At 43.8% G+C, this 16,535-nt stretch carries 11 protein-coding genes; 3 read left to right on the plus strand and 8 right to left on the minus strand.

Annotated elements, in window-relative coordinates; translation table 11 throughout:
- The first annotated feature begins 91 nt into the window (after nt 1-91).
- Entirely contained in the window at nt 92-1,207 is a 1,116-nt protein-coding gene (gene ald / locus H5073_RS00935; protein WP_182676230.1) for an alanine dehydrogenase, read from the plus strand.
- A 134-nt stretch (nt 1,208-1,341) separates the two neighbouring features.
- Here ald and H5073_RS00940 read toward each other — a convergent pair whose 3' ends face one another.
- The 6 genes from H5073_RS00940 to dapA form a co-directional block, all read right to left on the minus strand.
- Entirely contained in the window at nt 1,342-3,600 is a 2,259-nt protein-coding gene (locus tag H5073_RS00940) for an EAL domain-containing protein (protein ID WP_182676231.1), read from the minus strand.
- Nucleotides 3,601-3,897: 297 nt separating this feature from the next.
- Nucleotides 3,898-5,112 carry an RsmB/NOP family class I SAM-dependent RNA methyltransferase gene (locus tag H5073_RS00945; protein ID WP_182676232.1) on the minus strand — a complete coding sequence of 405 codons (1,215 nt, stop codon included), beginning with the start codon at nt 5,110-5,112 and terminating at the stop codon, nt 3,898-3,900.
- Between the two features lie 202 nt (nt 5,113-5,314).
- On the minus strand, nt 5,315-8,410 hold the full coding sequence (locus H5073_RS00950) for an efflux RND transporter permease subunit (protein ID WP_182676233.1): 3,096 nt from the start codon (nt 8,408-8,410) through the stop codon (nt 5,315-5,317).
- Nucleotides 8,407-9,489 carry an efflux RND transporter periplasmic adaptor subunit gene (locus H5073_RS00955; protein WP_182676234.1) on the minus strand — a complete coding sequence of 361 codons (1,083 nt, stop codon included), beginning with the start codon at nt 9,487-9,489 and terminating at the stop codon, nt 8,407-8,409. Before H5073_RS00955 ends, H5073_RS00950 begins: the two co-directional genes overlap by 4 nt.
- Before the next feature lie 245 nt (nt 9,490-9,734).
- A complete protein-coding gene (gene bamC, locus H5073_RS00960) occupies nt 9,735-10,853 on the minus strand; it encodes an outer membrane protein assembly factor BamC (RefSeq protein WP_182676235.1) in 1,119 nt (372 codons plus the stop codon).
- 6 nt (nt 10,854-10,859) lie between these two features.
- Complete coding sequence (gene dapA, locus H5073_RS00965; protein WP_182676236.1) at nt 10,860-11,741, minus strand: 4-hydroxy-tetrahydrodipicolinate synthase; 882 nt, start codon at nt 11,739-11,741, stop codon at nt 10,860-10,862.
- A gap of 169 nt (nt 11,742-11,910) precedes the next feature.
- On the opposite strand from dapA, the gene H5073_RS00970 reads away from it, so the two are divergent.
- Both H5073_RS00970 and bcp read left to right on the plus strand, forming a co-directional pair.
- Nucleotides 11,911-12,447: a glycine cleavage system protein R gene (locus tag H5073_RS00970; protein WP_182676237.1), complete on the plus strand. Its 537-nt coding sequence runs from the start codon at nt 11,911-11,913 to the stop codon at nt 12,445-12,447.
- An 8-nt stretch (nt 12,448-12,455) separates the two neighbouring features.
- The gene (gene bcp, locus H5073_RS00975; RefSeq protein WP_182676238.1) at nt 12,456-12,920 is read left to right on the plus strand and encodes a thioredoxin-dependent thiol peroxidase; all 465 of its coding nucleotides are present in this window, start codon (nt 12,456-12,458) and stop codon (nt 12,918-12,920) included.
- 161 nt (nt 12,921-13,081) lie between these two features.
- Here bcp and H5073_RS00980 read toward each other — a convergent pair whose 3' ends face one another.
- Nucleotides 13,082-15,202, minus strand: a complete 2,121-nt coding sequence (locus H5073_RS00980; RefSeq protein ID WP_182676239.1) for a sodium:proton antiporter — start codon at nt 15,200-15,202, stop codon at nt 13,082-13,084.
- 718 nt (nt 15,203-15,920) lie between these two features.
- Nucleotides 15,921-16,454, minus strand: a complete 534-nt coding sequence (locus tag H5073_RS00985) for a cell division protein ZapC (RefSeq protein ID WP_182676240.1) — start codon at nt 16,452-16,454, stop codon at nt 15,921-15,923.
- Between the last annotated feature and the right edge of the window lie 81 nt (nt 16,455-16,535).

The raw sequence follows: 16,535 nt of genomic DNA on the forward strand, positions 1-16,535 counted from the left end.
TAGTTACACCTGAATGAACATCTCAGGTCCCTAAATAATAATAATTCTACCCACCTATTATGGTGGGTTTTATGTAAATCGAGGCTCAAAAATGATTATTGGCGTTCCAAGTGAAATCAAAAATCACGAATATCGTGTTGGTATGGTCCCATCGAGTGTTCGTGAATTGACCATCAAGGGTCATCAAGTGTTTGTTCAGTCAGATGCTGGCTTAGGCATAGGCATGACAAACCAAGACTATATAGAAGCAGGAGCCTCAATTTTAGATACAGCTGCAGAAGTGTTTGCTAAAGCTGACATGATAGTAAAAGTGAAGGAGCCACAGGCCGTTGAGCGCGCCATGCTTCGTGAAGACCAAATTCTATTCACTTACCTGCATTTAGCGCCAGACTTACCCCAGACACAAGATCTAATTAAAAGTGGTGCTGTGTGTATCGCTTACGAAACTGTGACTGACGACCGCGGTGGTTTGCCGTTACTTGCCCCTATGTCAGAAGTTGCTGGCCGCATGTCTATTCAAGCTGGTGCTCGCGCCCTTGAAAAATCTTTAGGTGGACGCGGCATGTTGCTCGGTGGCGTCCCGGGTGTTGAGCCTGCTAAAGTCGTTATCTTAGGCGGCGGCATGGTCGGTACCAATGCAGCACAAATGGCTGTGGGCATGGGCGCAGATGTGGTGGTATTAGATCGCAGCATAGATGCACTTCGTCGTTTGAATGTGCAGTTTGGTTCAGCAGTTAAAGCCATCTACTCCACAGCTGATGCTATTGAGCGTCATGTATTAGAAGCCGATCTTGTGATTGGCGGCGTATTAGTACCTGGTGCTGCTGCGCCTAAACTCATTACCCGCAGTATGGTTTCACGCATGAAGCCTGGTAGCGCCATTGTCGATGTGGCCATAGATCAAGGCGGCTGTGTTGAAACATCACACGCAACGACTCACCAAGACCCAACCTACATTGTTGATGATGTGGTGCACTATTGCGTTGCCAACATGCCAGGTGCAGTTGCCCGTACTTCAACATTTGCACTAAACAATGCCACCCTGCCTTTCATCTTAAGACTGGCTAATTTAGGCTACAAAGAAGCCCTACTGCAAGACAGACATTTACTTAATGGCTTAAATGTCATGCACGGTAAGCTTGTATGTAAAGAAGTGGCTGAAGCCTTAAGCCTTGAGTTCACCGATCCTAAGAGCTTGCTTGCCTAAGTTTGTCGAGCGAATAATCGCAGTTGAGCGCAGCACTGAATGTTAAACATTCGTGGTTAAATGCAACTCATAAAAAATGCCGTTCAACTTGAACGGCATTTTTTTATCCCTTCAGCCCATTAGATTCAGAAAGCTTAAATCAAACCGTAACCTGCTTGTTCAAACAGTAACGATAAAAATTCTTGTTTAGGCATAGGTCGATAAAAGTAATACCCTTGCACCATATCAATTTGATTGCCACTTATAATCGCCAATTGCTCTTTAGTCTCAACCCCTTCGGCAGTAACAGTCAATTCTAAAGAACGACTCAGACTAGCAATAGCTTCAACGATGGCAATGTGCCTGTGACCTTCAGTCAATTTCTGCACAAAGGATTTGTCAATTTTAATCTGATCTACTGGGAAGTTAACTAAATAGGATAATGATGAATAGCCAGTACCAAAGTCATCCACTGAGATTTTAATCCCACGCTTACGCAAGGTTTGCAATAAATTGGCAATTTGAGAATGCTGCTGCATCATCAAAGACTCAGTAATTTCAAGTGTCAGCATATGATAAGGAAAATAATCCAAGTCTAACTCGCGTACGGTTTCATCAAATGAAGCCAAGAACCGTTGCTGCAACTCTGTGGTCCAAAATTCCATTGTTGACACATTAATGGCTAAATCTACAGAAAGTTGATTCTGATGAAATAAGTCTATGGTTTTAAATGCTTCCTTACGGATCCACTCACCTAAGCTAACGATAAAACCTGTCTGTTCCGCCACTGGAATAAATTCATCTGGAGAGATAAATTCCCCATTATGGCGCCAGCGCAATAAGACTTCGGCGCGGTGAATTGAAGCTGTGCGAATATTAACTATCGGCTGATAATAGAGCTCAAACTCATCGTTTTCTAATGCGGCTTTGATCTGTGTATGAATGTAGGCGGTACGCTCTGCTTTAAGTTGCATTTGTTGATCAAAAAACTGAAAGCCATTGCGGCCTTTTTCTTTGGCGCTATACATGGCTTGGCTGGCACAATTAAACAGCGCGCTAATACTGGTTGAATCCGCAGGATAGCGGGCGATACCAATACTGGCACTGGTATACAACACTTGCTGATTAATCACAAAACGCTCTGTGATCAACTCATTCAAAGAGAGTGCTAATTCACTCAGTTCATCAACATCGACTTTCTCAGGCAGCATTAGAATAAATTCATCACCGCTTAAACGTGCTAGCAAGGCTTTTTTAGGGCAGACTTGATTCAATCTGTCTGCCACTTCCATCAATAAAGCATCGCCATTTTCATGGCCTAAGGTATCGTTTATCTGCTTAAAGTTATCTAAATCCAGCTGTAACAAGCTAAATTTAGCGGTTTTTAGATGCTCAGTTTTATTACTGTGAACATATTTTTTTATCTTCTCCAGCAAATACTTACGATTACTAAGCCCTGTCAGAGAGTCATTATTAGCTTGATATTGGATGAGTCGTTTAGCTTTTTTACTGTCGCTAACATCGACCATGATCCAGGCAAAACAATTTTGCTGTCCGAATACATCCCGATAAGGAGTCACAGACAAGGCAAGGTAGATAAAACGGCCATCTTCTCTTTGACAACAGAGTTCGCCATCCCAAGATAAATTTTGATTGAGATTTTCAAGCAAGCTTTGCAATGCCGTTGATGGTGACGCAGCAAAAAATTGCTCTGGTTCAAACACTCGGCTTCTGTCTTGTTCAACTAATTGCAGTTTTGTTTGTGGACTGACTTCATTCCCGGAGATTATCGAGTTAAACAGGCGGTTCGAAAATAGCATAGAACCTATGCCGTTAGTGATCACTAAACCCATAGGTAAATGATTAAAAATCATGTGGGTAAGTTTTTGTAAATGGGTATTTTTGTTGCGCTCAATGGCAAGGCTTGCAAGTTTTGCGGCTTGCTCGATTAATAACAGATCATCAGGAGTGGGAGATTTCACTTCCTCATAATACATAGCAAAGGTACCAAGCACGTCACCTAGGCTGTCAAGAATAGGCTCAGACCAACATGCCTTAAGCCCGAAGCCTAGGGCCAGCGGCTTATATTGCTCCCAGTGGGGATGATGCTCGATATCATCTACAATCACTCGCTTATGGGTAAATGCTGCAGTACCACAAGACCCCACTGAAGCGCCAATGACAACCCCATCTATGGCGTCGTTATAGCCACTAGGAAGGTTTGGCGCCGCCCCTTTGAGTAGGCGTTTTCCATCATCGCTGAGTAATAATATCGAGGCTTTAGTGCCAACATTTTGCGTTTCAATCAATAACACTAATGCAGTCAAGACTTCCTGTAATGGAGCCCCCGCCAGCACCAATGATAAAATAGCGCTATAGCGTTCAATATTAGGTTCAGTATTTTGACGATTCAAGGTGGCTTCCTCTCCACTGCAACAACGGGCTTAGCTTATGATGACGTCACCTTAGATGACTTGAGTTAACGCAGAAATAATGGCCCTCTTAGGCTTATGCGGCTTTACTTTATTATGACAGAACTAATCAAGAGTATAGCGCCGATAACATGTTAAAAGCATAATACTTATTTTAAGTTAATAAAGCACAAAAGCTAATACTATCATAGGGAAAAATATTGAGAGGAATGATTTCTTAGCTCATGAATAATCAACCACTAGCAGAAAGATAACGGCTAGTGGTACATCAAGCATTATTTATTCGCTTATGCGCTGCATTTTAGCTAAATAAAATCCATCAAATCCTGACTCAGCAACTGTGATATTTTCATCCATTAATAAGATAAATTGTGGGTTTTCGCTTAAAAAAGCATCCACTTGTAAGCGGTTCTCTGCAGGCATAATTGAACACGTGGCATACACCAAAATACCATCAACTTTCACCATACGGCTGTAGCTTTGTAAAATTTGCTTTTGTAAATCCATTAAAATAGGCAAGCGTTCTGGAGTATCGCGCCATTTAGAATCCGGATTACGTTTCAGTACGCCAAGCCCTGAACAAGGAACGTCGAGCAACACTCGGTCCGCGGTTAACTTCATCCGCTTGATGGTCTTGCTGCTAGCAATAATGCGCGTTTCAACATTGTGCGCCCCTGCGCGGCGTGCCCTTATTTTAAGGTTATCAAGTTTCCATTGCTCTACATCCATGGCGAGCAAACGTCCCTTACCTTGCATCTGCGCGGCTATGTGCAGAGTTTTACCACCAGCGCCAGCACAAGCATCAACAACTCGCATTCCCGGTTTTGCATCTAATGCTGCGGCCACCAGCTGTGAGCCTGCATCTTGCTGCTCAAACCAACCCGCTTTAAAGGTCTCAGTTCTAAATAGCGCCGAATCAGAAATAATTTCTAAGGCGCTCTCAACCCCTTCAACAGCAACAGCCTCAACGGCTTCTTTTGCTAGACGCTCAATCAGTTGCACTTTATTGCATTTAAGTTCATTGACTCGAATAAAACGCTTTGGTGCTAGGGCTAGCGCAGCACGCTCAGCAGGCCAAGCATCCCCAAGTTGCTCAGCCCCTAATTCATCAAGCCATTGTGGACAACCATCCCACAACGCCGGCTGAGTTTTAGCGTGGGCTAGACGAGTTTCAAAATCTTCAGTATTTACTTGCAGCGCATACTGCATATTGGGCAATTCAAGGCCATGGAAGATATGCCAAGCATTGAGTAGCTTTGAGCCTAAGCGCTCAAACTCTTCTGGCTTAATGTCGGCTAAATAGCAATACAAGTTCAATTTACGCAGAATATCGCCAACAACTTGAGTCACCCTAGCCTGCTCAGATGGCGGTAGGGTAAGACCAGAAAAATGCTGAGAATAGGCGCGATCCAGCGGCTTATTTTGGCTAAGCACCATGGAAAGAATATTGATCACAAGTTCTGATGAACTGCCAGATAGTGGATAAGTCAGCATGGGGTCACTCTTAAGGTTAAGTCAGAAAAAACGCTGGGATCATAGGAGGTAAGTATGGTCATAGCAAGTATTCATTTTCTCTGCGTTGAGCAGAGTGCGGTGTTAAGAGCAAGGCTTGCCTGCAATAAAAAAGGTACATCTTTCGACATACCTTTGTGTGACGTCCACTTAGGTGCGTTTATTTACCTAACAATTGACAGTGTTAATCCTCAGACAGCTCTTGCTCTAATTGTTTAGCCACAGTATCGGGTGAATTGGTGTGGCGAGCAAACAGATTATAAGCCACTGGGATCACCACTAAAGTGAAGAAGGTCGCCAATAAAATACCACTTAATACCACCACGCCAATGACAAAGCGGGTTTCTGCGCCAGCACCCGTTGCCATCACCAGCGGAATAGCGCCGGCAGCCGTTGTGATCCCGGTCATCAATATCGGCCTAAGACGCTGACTTGATGCTTGTAGAATCGCTTGTTGAAACTCAAGTCCACGGTCACGCAGTTGATTGGCAAATTCGACAATTAAAATCCCATTCTTAGCCGCTAGCCCCACTAACATTATGATGCCAATTTGGCTGTAAATGTTAAGGCTTTGGTCTGTTACCCACAATCCGACTAAAGCGCCCAGGGTCGCAAGCGGCACAGTCAACATGATGACCATAGGATGAACATAACTCTCAAATTGCGCAGCCAGTACCAAGAACACTATCCCAAGAGCGAGCACAAACACAAAGTTCATCGAACTGCCTGAGCTTTGATAATCTAGCGAAGGTCCTTTGTAGCTTATCACCGCCTCTGCAGGCAAGTAGGCTGCGGCTATGCCGTTCAAGTAATCCAGCGCTTCACCTAGGCTGTAACCATCTGCCAAGTTGGCTTCCAAGGTAATCGCCCGCATGCGGTTATAGCGATTCAACGAGTTAGCATCGGCAAACTCTTCCACTGTGACTAAGTTAGATAACGGAATTAACTCGTTACTTCTGTCTGAGCGCACATGAATATTACTTAAATCATTGGCGGTATTGTGCTTATCGCGATCGCCCTCAATCACCACATCGTACTCTTCGCCATCACGCATAAAGGTGGTCACCAAGCGTGAGCCTAACATTGACTCTAAAGTGCGGCCAATATGAGAGATAGACACCCCTAAGGACGCGGCTCGGTCCCTGTCGATGATGACCCTAAGCTGTGGCTTAGTTTCTTGATAATCATGATCAAGACCGACTAAGTTTGGGTTATCCTTGGCGTGTTCAAGCATAATATCGCGCCACTGGGCAAGCTCTGGGTAACTTGGGCCGCCCAGCACAAACTGCACCGGCTTACCTACACCGCGGCCAAAGGCTTGGCGCATAATAGGAAAAGCACGAATACCGGCTAAATCTTCCAAACGGCTGCGAATATCATTGATGATCACCGCAGCAGGCCTACGGCTACTCCAATCTTCTAAAACGATGATCGCCATACCGTTAGAGAAATCAGCCGCGCGGCCAAAACCACGCGGTGCACGAATAAGCAGGCGCTTGATATCGCCACTTTCAACCAAAGGCATTAAGCGGCCTTCCACTTCATCCATGTACTTTTCTATGTACTCAAAGCTTGCACCTTGCGGCCCATTCACCATTAAAAACATAGAGCCCCTATCTTCTTGGGGGGCAAACTCTTGAGGCACCTGTTTTAACAAGAAGGCGCTTAACCCTATGGCAGCAATAATGATAAGCGACACCATAAAAGGGCGATTAAAGGCTTGAGTTAAGGTGCGCTCATAGGCCTTACTTAGCCGAGTCATGCCTTTATCAACTTGGCGCACTAACCAAGGATCTTCCCCCGCAGGCTTTAACAATTTTGAACACATCATAGGGCTTAATGTTAGCGCCACTATGCTTGAGAAAATAACCGCCGCGCTCATGGTGACCGCAAACTCTTTAAACAACTTCCCTAAATCCCCTTCAAGGAACGTGATAGGCATAAATACCGCGACTAAGACCAGTGTGGTCGCCACCACGGCAAAAGCCACCTCCCTTGCCCCTAAAAATGCCGCTTTTAAGGGCGAGTCACCTTGTTCAATGCGGCGGTGAATGTTTTCTAACATCACAATAGCATCATCCACTACCATGCCGATGGCTAAGATCATCGCTAACAAGGTCAACAAGTTAATGGTGTAACCTAGGGCATACAAGACGATAAACGTCGCAAGCAAGGATACAGGTACTGTAATGGCAGGGATTAACATGGCCCGCACGCTACCAAGGAATAAGTAAATTACTATGATGACCAGAATGATCGCCATAAACAGGGTTTGATACACTTCATCAATTGAGGCTTCGATAAATACCGAACTATCGTAAGAGCGTTTAATTTCCATGCCAGCTGGCAGCGTAGGATTAACCACATCCACCAAGGCATTAGCCGCTCTAGCCACATCCAAAGTATTGGCCGTTGATTGCTTAGTGATCCCTATGCCTATCATAGACTCAGTGTTGCCACGAAAGATGATCCGCTCTTCTTCTGAGCCAATCTCAACTTTGGCCACATCCCCAAGGCGTACCAAGTAACCATCATCACCTTGAGCTATGACTAGATTAGCAAAGTCAGTTTCGGTTCTAAAACTGCGTTCGACTCGTAAGGTAAAGTGGCGCTCTTTAGATTCGATAGAACCTGCTGGCAACTCAACGTTTTCTGAACGCAGCGCAGCTTCAACGTCAGCGACAGTCAAACTGCGAGACGCTAATGCTTCTCTGTCGACCCAAATTCGCATGGCGTAGACTTTGCCGCCACCCACATGAATTTGCGCGACCCCATCGATAACTGAGAAGCGGTCCACTAAATAACGGCTGGCGTAATCGGTAAGCTCCAAGGTGGACATCTGATCGGACACCAGATTAAGCCACATAATCACTTCATCACCGCCATTGGCTTTATAAATCGCAGGAGTGTCGGCTTCATCGGGCAATCTGTCTAAGAGACCAGATATTCTATCGCGCACATCATTGGCCGCGGCTTCAATATCGCGGTCTATTTCAAATTCCAAGGTCACCGAAGAGCGGCCATCACTGCTCGATGAGCTCACATGGCGAATGCCTTCAACGCCACTAAGCCTGTCTTCAATAAGCTGGGTGATGCGGCTTTCAACGACTGAAGCACTGGCACCGCGATAACTGGTTTCGATAGAGACGACGGGGGGATCGATATTGGGGTATTCCCTTAATGGCAGTTTATCAAACGCCACTAAACCCAGCACGATAAGTAAAATGCTGATAACCGAGGCAAATACTGGTCTCTTTACAGATAAATCGGTGAGGATCATGCTACATCATCCTCGCTGTTAAGCTTGACGAATTTAAATCGCTCCTGCAGCTCCACTTGGACTTTGTCCCCTGGACGCACTTTTAAAATCCCGCGAATAATCACCGCTTGATCTAACTCCACCCCTTGAGTAATTTCTACCCAACCACGAGTGCGAGCTCCTAAGGTAACCTGTTGACGTACCACTTTATTGTCGCTGTCTAAGGTATAAATATAATGTTCAGATTGGATTGGGATAATGGCCGATTCAGGTAATAACAAGGCTTCACGGCTCTGTTTAATTAGCTTTACTTTCATCAACATGCCTGGCAATAACGCAAAATCGGCATTCGCTATAATAGCGCGTACTATGACTGCCCGTGTTGTAGGGTTCACTCGGCTATCAATAGAGGTTACTTTACCGCTGAAAAGTCTTCCGGGAAAGGCAATGGCTTTGGCTTCTACTTGCTTGCCAACTTGGATTTCATTAATAAAACGCTCTGGCACTGAGAAATCTAATTTAATCTGACTGACATCATCTAAGGTGGTGATCTGCTGCCCTGGGGTCACCAGGCTTCCGGTACTCACCTGAATTAACCCCAGGCGACCGGAAAATGGTGCTGTGATGGCACGGTCAGCAAGGGCTGAACCTGCTTGGATCAACTCCGCTTTAGTGGTATCAATCAGAGTTTGCAGTCTATCTTGCTCATTTTCAGCAATGGTTTTATTGCTGACTAAGCTTTGAATACGAGCGAACTCTCTGTTGTGCTCAGCAAGTTTAACCTCAGCAACCCTAACTTTGGCCTGCTGCTCAGTATTTTGCAGCTGTATCAATAGCTCGCCCTGCTTAACATTTTGACCATCAACAATATTCACCGTCGAAATAATCTCAGACACCTTGGCCGTAATAGTGACAGAATCAAATGCTTTACTTGTGCCTATGGCTTCCACTTCATCGCGGACGGTTTGCATCGCAGCTTTTGCCACCACCACATTAGGCAAAGGGCGGGCTTTAGCAGTCACTGTAGCGGGAGAAAGGCTAGCTTGATAACCAAACCAAGCCAGTGCCGACAGGGCAACCAAGAGGAGTATTTTTTTCATTATGACCTCGTATGCCAGCTTACAAGCTGGATATACATCTAATATAGAGACAAAGTCTGGCTAGTTTACTTAGCCAAACTCTTGAGGCATAGGGGTTTTACTTTTCCTTACAAAATAACAACTGCTTACATTTATGCTATTCCAACCTATGATTTTTCCAAACAGCGGCAATAAAAAAAGACCCTAAGGTCTCTTTTTGCTATTGCTTGCCATAAAAATAGCTGCAACTAATCTATGCTGACGTATTAGCGTACTTTACGGTCCGTTTGCATCAGATCAGCAAGACTCTTAAATACCTGAGCCATCACTTCGTCATCAACAGGTTCACCGGCCACATCTTTCAAATAGATATTAGTCTTATCAGTATCATCGCTGACCGTTAACACTACGCGATAATTGCCTTTATCAAGTTCTAAGCTTTCATCACCCCAGAGAGAGCTCCAGAAACCGCCGCTTTCTTCTAGATTGACGTAATACAGGCCTTTGTTCATGTCCATATCCAGTACATCAAATCCAAGCTCAGGCAACACGATACGTAATCTATCCCACACTTGTTTAAACTTACCATTAGCTAACCAGTACGCCCCCTGCTTACCTTGTGCAGCGATAAGCTGAAGCTCGATGCCTCGGCTTTGACGTAAACGGTTTTCTTTTAGCAATTGCTCACGCTTAGCACTCATGTAAGCAACACTGCTGTTCAGTCTGTCTATAGTGTAACGGCGTTTATCTTCACCACTGAGTAACACACCTTGATTTTCACCGTTATAATGTTCTTCGTGCTCAACAAGATTAATGGTGACATCAGCAGTGCGGCCATGGGGCTTAATGGCGATATCATAACGGTAGCGTTGACGTAACTGGTATATCTTGTCGGCGCTCCACCAGTTAGATTCAATCACTTCTTCGTTGGTTATCCAATCGGTTTCAATAAAACCTGTGGTGAAATTTTCAGCCAAGACTGTAATTCCAGACTCGGTAAGTGAACCACGAATAGTGTCAAAAATCTCTTGTTTAAGATCTATGCTGTTATCAATTGACTCAATAACCACACGGATGTTGTCACTATTTTCTTCAACACGAGTTCCCTCTGCCATTGGTAGCACTTGCAATGGCGCACGGATATCAAGTTTTTTGCCCACAATAGCCGTATTTGCCTTAGTGCCTACAGGAGGGATGTCATATTCTTTGGTGTACGGCGGTGTGTTTAAGCTAGCTGGAATGTTAAGCCCAGCTGTCACTTCTGCATTAATGTATTCATCAGTGCCATTCACCTGGCGACGATCAATAGGCGTACTGCAGGCTGCTGATACTGCCGCAACTAAAAGGATCGGCGTCACTTGTTTTAATTTTACTTTTACTAACATGAATAATTAGACCTTAAGCTGTGCTTGCTTCATTGTTTCTAACAACAGACCATGAAACTGCTCTGAAAGTTCAGTTAAAGGCAAACGAATATAAGCATTAGTAATCAATCCTAACTGATGACTCGCCCATTTTACTGGGATAGGATTGGCTTCACAAAAAAGAGAACTGTATAGCCCTCTTAGGTTTTCGTCATGGAGCGTTGCAAGGGCAGCATTGCCACTTAACGCAGCATCACACATGGCTTTAAATGCCTTAGGCACTATGTTATTGGCAACCGAAATAACCCCATCACCACCTAACAGTAAGAATTCTTTAGCACTAGCATCATCGCCACTGTAAAGTAAAAAGTCATTGCCACACAAAGAACGCAAAGTTTCCACTCGACTCACATCACCAGTCGCTTCTTTAACACCGATAATATTACTGACATTAGCAAGCTCAGCAATCACTTCTGGCTGCATATCAAGGCAAGTACGCCCAGGCACATTATAAAGAATTTGTGGGATGTCGGTACTATTAGCAATAGCCGTATAATGGGCAATGATGCCTTTAGGTGACGGTTTATTGTAATAAGGGGTGACTCCTAGCATGGCATCGACGCCTAACTTAGCGAGTTTTTGGGTGAGCTCAACGCCATGGGCTGTGGCATTAGCGCCATTACCAGCAATAACAGGAATGCGTCCAGCCACAAAAGATACCACTTGCTCAACCACTGCAAGGTGTTCTGACTGCTTCAGGGTCGCAGATTCACCAGTGGTGCCCACGGCAACAATGGCATCTGTGCCTTGATTAATATGAAACTCCACTAACCTTTCTAGGCTAGCGTTATCTATTGAGCCATCACGGTTCATTGGCGTGATTAAGGCTACGATACTTCCTTTTAACATCTGACTTCCCCAGAATTTCAGGATTCGCTATGTTACTTAGCCCTACCGCTAATGACAAGCCTTAACAGGGATCTCAAATTGAAATACTTATGTTAACATTAGACTTAACGCGCAACACGCCCTTAAGTGATGCATTTTTAATCAAAAAATTAGCCAATAAGGACTCTGCATGACCCATTTTCTGGTCGTCACTGCCATGGGCACAGATCGCCCTGGATTAGTTAGCCGCCTCGCCCGCCTAGCCAGTGATTGTGACTGTGATATCGTCGACAGTCGCATGGCGATTTTTGGCAATGAATTTACCTTAATCATGATGATTTCAGGTGTCTGGAGCGCAATAACTAAAATTGAGAGTTTATTGCCAAATCTGAGTGTTGAGCTTGAGTTAATGACCATTATGAAGCGCACCTCAAAACATACGCCGAAAAATTATATTTCCCGTATTGAAGTGACCTTTAATGGCCAAGACCAACGCGGTACCATGCAGAAAATCACCGAGTTTTTAGCGGCTCAGTCTCTTGATCTCGCCGCCGTCCGCTCCCATGCCGATGGCAATGAAACCAGCTTAACTCAGTCGGTTTTTCTGGCAATTAATATTCCAGAAGACATTGATCTACAAAAACTTGAACACAACATTCATTCATTAGCTGCCAATCTATCACTGCAATGCAGCATCAAGCGCATGCAAGGGATAGCAGCCCCATAGGAGAGTCAATGAACACCTTACAAACGGGACAATCAGCGCCAGAGTTCACCCTTAATAATCAAGATGGACACCCTGTTGCATTAACCGCGTTATTGGCCAAAGGGCCTGTGTTAGTTTATTTTTACCCTAAGGCATCAACCCCTGGCTGCACAGTACAAGCGCAAGGGTTACGTGACAGCCTAGCGCAGCTGCAAAGCAAGCAAGTGAGTGTACTGGGTTTAAGCCCAGATCCTGTGGCAAAGCTTAAAAAGTTTCACGATAAGCAAGCACTTAACTTTGACTTACTCAGCGATGAAGACCATGCTATCGCCGATGCCTTTGGCGTATGGGGCGAGAAAAAATTTATGGGAAAAATTTATGACGGTATTCACAGATTAAGCTTTCTTATCGGCACCGATGGGAAAGTGGTCAAATTGTTCGATAAATTTAAAACCAAAGATCACCATCAAGTAGTATTAGATCATTTATCGTAATTCATATGATTGGTATTATTACTGATTGCTAAAACCAATCGCTTGAAGTAAATGCGCGCAATTAAAAAGGCTTAACCCTAAGGTTAAGCCTTTTTTATACTTATTTATTTCTATAGCGCACCTTGATGCTGGTGCGCCGAGTCAAGATGATAAGCTGTTTGTTACGTCTTTGGCTTATTGGCCTCAATGATTGCAGCATCACTTTGTTCGGCGGCTGTCACCTCAAGGATAGCTTCATCGTTAAGCGTTAGTGCCTCTGCATCAATCTTTTGCTGGGCTTTAAGAGCATCCTCTTCAGCTTGCACTTTTAAGGCTTCTTCAGCCAGTTGAGCGGCTTCTAAACGCGCCTGTTCCTTGGCAATCGCCCTTAGTTCTGCTTCTTCCGCTTCTTTTATTTTACGGGCTTCAGCCGCGGCTTTGGCTTCAATTTCAGCTTGAGCTTTAGCTGCGCGGTCAGCTTCATCGGCTATGGCTTTTTGAACCACAGCTTGCTCTTGTGCATCCATAGGCAACAAACTGATAAGCTCGATACCCACAGGAAACTCGAACGGTTCGGTGCCAGAGACAATCTTCAACTTGGCATCTTTAGTCAGGTAAAGTAACGGCATTGCCGTATCACCATAACGCTGACGGAAATGCTCAAAGGTAAAGTTTTCAGTGATGTTAGTCACCTTGAGTACCGCACCTTTTGCCATCATGCTGGCAATTTTGGCGTAGGAGACTGATTCACCAAATAAGCATAAACGCTTTAAATAGTTCTCTGACAATTGGTGACGTGCACTCACGCCTTCTGCATTATTAAGGCCATAGACTTTCTCTGTGCCTAATAAATCCTGGAAGTGGAAACTCACCAATGGATTAAGCTGACGGTATGGCGACATCACTAGCACACGGCCAATACCACTTAAATCAAGGTAGGTAGAAGCATGTTCTGAGGCTGGGTTACCAAAATACACTGGAATATTCTCCATACGTGCTAAGCGAATGTTATCCCAGTTGTTATCGGCTAATACCACTTTGACTTGCTTAGTTTGCAATAAACTTGCAAGTTCACGGGCAAATTTAGAGGCCCCAAAGATCAGCAACCCTTGTGATGATTCAGCTTTTACCCCAAGAAACTTAGCCCAACGCCCAGCGGTTAAACTCTGAATAACAACAGTACCAATAATCACTAAGAAGACTAATGGCACAATTGAGCTTGCACCTTCAATCCCTAAACTTTCAAGTTTAATGGCAAATAACGATGAAATCGCCGCAGCAACAATACCGCGCGGTGCCATCCAACTTAAAAACCATTTGTCGTTTGAGGTTAATGAAGTTCCCAAACCTGAGATCCAAATACTTAATGGTCTGGCGATAACCATTACCACAGCTAATACCCCAAGTCCGCCCCAGCCAAGATCTAACATGGCGCTAGAATCAAGGCGTGCTGCAAGCAAAATGAATAAGGCTGAGATTAATAACACAGTTAAAGTTTCTTTGAACTCTAAAATTTCAGCAATGTCTACACCGCGCATGTTGGCAAGCCAAATTCCCATCACAGTCACAGTCAACAAACCTGACTCTTCCTGAATGATGTTTGAACCAACAAATACCCCAAGCATAATGGTAAGTACTGCCGTGTTACGTAAATAATGTGGAAACACGTTGTTACGCAACGCCACCCCAATAAAGTAACCTGCTAATGCACCCAGTCCTAAGCCAAGTAATAAGGTCAAACCTAATGCATTCAATACGTGGGTGGTAGGATCAGCAGTTACGGCAATGTATTCATAAACCAATACTGCAAGTAAAGCACCTATCGGGTCAATGACAATGCCTTCCCAGCGCAATATGCTAGACAAATTGGATTTAGGCTGCACAGAGCGCAGCATAGGTACAATCACTGTCGGGCCTGTTACAACCACAAGTGCACCGAACAGCAGCGCTAACGGCCAATCGAAACCTAAGATATAATGCGCCGCGGGTGCAATACATGCCCAAGTGATAAACGCGCCTATGGTGACAAGATTGGTCACCATACGGCCATGATCTTTTATTTCTTTAAAATTAAGCGTCAATGCGCCTTCAAAAAGAATGACGGCTACGCCCAAAGAAATAATCGGGAACAATAAATCACCGAAAATAGCATCGGGATCAAGAATACCTAACCCAGGACCAAGTAATAAGCCACACAATAGCAAAGGTAAAATTGCTGGTAAGCGTAATTTCCAGCCAAGCCATTGACAGAGTAAAGACAGCACACCAATTCCAGCAAGCATGCCTGTGATGTGTTCAACCATAGTTAATTTCCTTTGTATATCGCAACAAGCCATTAGGCTTAACGTTGCTGCAATTTGTGCCCTTTTTGCAAGCGCATCAACAGTGCAGCATGCCGCATTAACTGCGGCGGATTTTCGAGCTAAACATCATTATTATATCGATATTATCGAGCCACGTTTTGCATTCCTCTTACATAAGCTGGTGATCGAAACTACCCTGATATTTACTGCGAATAATTCAGTTCCATAAGGTGATTTCAAGCTTAGTACAGACCTTAGCGTAATTGATTAAAATTAACACAATTGCCTCAGTAAACTCTGGCTCATAAAATACTAAAAATCATCGCGGATCAAGCATTTTTTTGAGTAATATCACATAATACGACAATATCAAAATAACACCACAACACATTGTATTAAATACAAATTAATGAATGAAATTCAAAAAAAATTCATATAACTGTTTTTCCGTTTAGTTAAAAAACAACCATCTCACTCAGTAAAATCAGCACTAACCTAAGATGTTTACGTGTGTTGAATCACCAATATTGTTTTATAAGCTGCCAAATACAGATGAAAAGAGCTAAATGATCCATTAAGGATCAAGCAGTGAAGGTATGACTTTTAAGGAGTGGGATGAAAATGACAGTATGGCTTGAGAAGACTAAATAAAGCTGAAGTAATATTACTGAGCTGCAGAGCTTAGATTGTCATCTTAAAATGCTTAAATATTGCACACTTATGCTGCTGCGATTTGTTTTACCCGTTTAAGTGGATGCAGGCGATTATGCATCACTTTAATGGTATCAAACTGAGCCAGTGATTTAGTATCGGACAACTGATAAGCGCTAGATAGATTCATCACCAATACTGATTGTATGCCAACATCAATAACCAGTACCAATAGGGTCTGATTATTACTTTTTAACTGAAACACTTTGCCTTCGTCAAAAAAAACACATTCATCGCTAACATCAAAAAACCATGATTTTGGCATTTGAGGTGTTAATAAAAAATGGGCCGCCGTAGCGTTAAGCGCAGTTTGGACAATCGCAGCATCAGATAGCATTAATACTTTAGGCAGACGTTCGAGCATGCGAATATAAAACTTAGCGTGTTCAACACTAAATTTCATTCCCTTTAATGCATCTGGGATCAGCATTTTTGTTTTAAACGCAGTAAGGAAAGACATCTCAGTGTCTAATGATAATGCCAATTGGCCGTATTCTTCATTAAACTCCCAGTGCCAGTCTTTGGTTGGCATTAATAACATAGCCCGCACCTAATAATAACAATACTTGAGTATAATAGATGATATTTCAGTCAATATCAAAAAAAGTTTAAATATTGTTAT

It is taken from the genome of Shewanella sp. SR44-3, from assembly GCF_014163735.1.
In the GTDB taxonomy this organism is placed as follows: domain Bacteria; phylum Pseudomonadota; class Gammaproteobacteria; order Enterobacterales; family Shewanellaceae; genus Shewanella.

What these genes read in the sequence shown, in the direction of transcription:
- ald (WP_182676230.1), top strand. Translation starts at nt 92, where the DNA reads ATGATTATTGGCGTTCCAAGTGAAATCAAAAATCACGAATATCGTGTT.
- H5073_RS00945 (WP_182676232.1), bottom strand. Translation starts at nt 5,112, where the DNA reads ATGCTGACTTATCCACTATCTGGCAGTTCATCAGAACTTGTGATCAAT.
- H5073_RS00950 (WP_182676233.1), bottom strand. Translation starts at nt 8,410, where the DNA reads ATGATCCTCACCGATTTATCTGTAAAGAGACCAGTATTTGCCTCGGTT.
- H5073_RS00955 (WP_182676234.1), bottom strand. Translation starts at nt 9,489, where the DNA reads ATGAAAAAAATACTCCTCTTGGTTGCCCTGTCGGCACTGGCTTGGTTT.
- bamC (WP_182676235.1), bottom strand. Translation starts at nt 10,853, where the DNA reads ATGTTAGTAAAAGTAAAATTAAAACAAGTGACGCCGATCCTTTTAGTT.
- dapA (WP_182676236.1), bottom strand. Translation starts at nt 11,741, where the DNA reads ATGTTAAAAGGAAGTATCGTAGCCTTAATCACGCCAATGAACCGTGAT.
- H5073_RS00970 (WP_182676237.1), top strand. Translation starts at nt 11,911, where the DNA reads ATGACCCATTTTCTGGTCGTCACTGCCATGGGCACAGATCGCCCTGGA.
- bcp (WP_182676238.1), top strand. Translation starts at nt 12,456, where the DNA reads ATGAACACCTTACAAACGGGACAATCAGCGCCAGAGTTCACCCTTAAT.
- H5073_RS00980 (WP_182676239.1), bottom strand. Translation starts at nt 15,202, where the DNA reads ATGGTTGAACACATCACAGGCATGCTTGCTGGAATTGGTGTGCTGTCT.
- H5073_RS00985 (WP_182676240.1), bottom strand. Translation starts at nt 16,454, where the DNA reads ATGTTATTAATGCCAACCAAAGACTGGCACTGGGAGTTTAATGAAGAA.